At 67.7% G+C, this 1,995-nt stretch carries 1 protein-coding gene; it reads left to right on the plus strand.

Annotation, left to right across the window (positions count from 1 at the left end; all coding sequences use genetic code 11):
• Window positions 1–123: 123 nt before the first annotated feature.
• A complete protein-coding gene (locus ACFXJ8_RS43985; protein WP_379651532.1) occupies window positions 124–1,941 on the plus strand; it encodes an IS481 family transposase in 1,818 nt (605 codons plus the stop codon).
• The last annotated feature ends 54 nt before the right edge of the window (window positions 1,942–1,995 follow it).

Raw genomic sequence — 1,995 nt, forward strand, 5'->3', positions numbered from 1 at the left:
TGTCCTATCTCGCTTGATGGTTGACACTCTGGCTTCGCTTGATGCTTGACACCTTGATCGTCTTCTGTGCCTGCTCGTGGCGTTATCGGCGCTTCGGGGGAGGCTCAGGTGGCATTGGTGGAGTTGAGCGTCGTGGAGCAGCGCTATCACGCGGTGATCGAGGTGTTGTCGGGGGCGAAGGTCACCGACGTGGCGGCTCGGTATGGGGTGTCGCGGCAGTCGGTGCATACCTGGGTGCGCCGATATCGCGAGGGCGGGCTGGGTGCCTTGGCCGACCGCTCGCATCGGGTCAAGGCGCATCCGATGCAGACGGCGGCGGCGATCGAGGCGATGATCTGCGAGCTGCGGCGGGCCCATCCGGGATGGGGTCCGCGGACGCTGGGCTGGGAGCTGGGCCGGCGGGGAGTGGAGCCGGTGCCATCGCGGGCCAGCATCTACCGGGCGTTGGTGCGCAACGGCCTGATCAGCCCGCGTACGCGCAAACGCAAGCGTGAGGACTATGTGCGCTGGGAGCGGCCCGGCCCGATGCAGTTGTGGCAGATGGACATCATGGGCGGGCTGCTGCTGGCCGACGGCAGCGAGGTCAAGCTGATCACCGGGGTGGACGACCATTCCCGGTTCTGCGTGATCGCCTCAGCCGTTGTGCGGCCGACTGGGCGGCTGGTCTGCGCCGCGTTCGCGACCGCGATGCGCGCCTACGGGGTGCCGTTGGAGGTGCTGACCGACAACGGCAAGCAGTTCACCGGCCGCTTCGGCGGGCCGAAGGCCGGGGAGGTGCTGTTCGAGCGCGTCTGTCGGGAGAACGGCATCACGCTGCGGCATACCGCCCCGCGGACACCGACGACCACCGGCAAGATCGAACGCTTCCATCAGACCGTGCGCCGGGACCTGCTGGCCAGCGCGCTGCCGTTCCTCGACCTGGACGCCGCCCAAGCCGCGATCGATGCCTTCGTCGAGCGCTACAACACCGCCCGTCCACACCAGGCGTTGGACATGGCCTTTCCCGCCGACCGCTTCCGCTCCGGGCGCGATAAGACTCGCGAGCAAGCCGAACAGGAACTGCCACTGCGTCTTCCAGCCAGCCTGACACCCATCACCGGCTCCGATGGTCAACAGGCGGCTCCCTCACCCGAGCCGTCCGAACCCGCGCGGCCATCCGAGCCGATCATCACGCCCGTTCTGGATCCGCTGGCCCGCCAGGCGGTCGAGGTCGATCGGGTCGTGCCCGACTCGGGGAACCTGTCGATCGGCGGGCAGCAGGTCTGGCTCGGCCCAGACCGGGCGGGAATGTCGATCACCGTGTGGATCAGCACCAGCCGGTTGCACGTGTTCACTTCCAGCGGCGGCAGGCTCAAGAGCGTGGCCTCCCGGCTCAGCGTCAAAGACCTGGCCGCGCTGGTCGCCTCGGGTCAGGCTCGCCCGGCCCGCCTCGATCCCGTCCCCACCGACACCACCGCCGATCTGGTGGCGGTCGAGATCGACCGGCTGGTCAGCTCGATCGGCACGGTCAGCCTGTCCAGCCACGCGTTGTGCATCGGCGCGCACCTGGCCGGCCAGCGCGTCACCTTGCGCCTGGACGGCATCACCGCCCAGGTCATGAACGACCAACGGCAGCTCACACGCACGGTGCCATGCCCGCTCCCCCTGACCGAATGCGTCACCCTGCGTGGTGCTCGACGGGCCGGACCGCTGCCCCATACGCCCACCGAGCCGGTGACCGTCCAACGGGTGGTCTCCAGCCGCGGAGGCTTCCAGGTTGTCGGCCAGAAGATCCAGGTCGGCCGCATTCACGCCCGCAAGATCCTGGAGGTGACGGTGGACGACACCCACATCACCGTTCACGACAGCGGAGAACCCCTGCGCATCGTGCCCCGGACCACCACCCAGGAGATCACCCGGATCAAGTCCCAGGCGCATACTAAGAAGCGAAAGATCGGCTAGGAGTGTCAAGCATCATCCGAGGCCAAAGCGTCAAGCATCAAGTGAGTTCAGACA

It is taken from the genome of Nonomuraea sp. NPDC059194, assembly GCF_042754765.1.
Taxonomy (GTDB): domain Bacteria; phylum Actinomycetota; class Actinomycetes; order Streptosporangiales; family Streptosporangiaceae; genus Nonomuraea.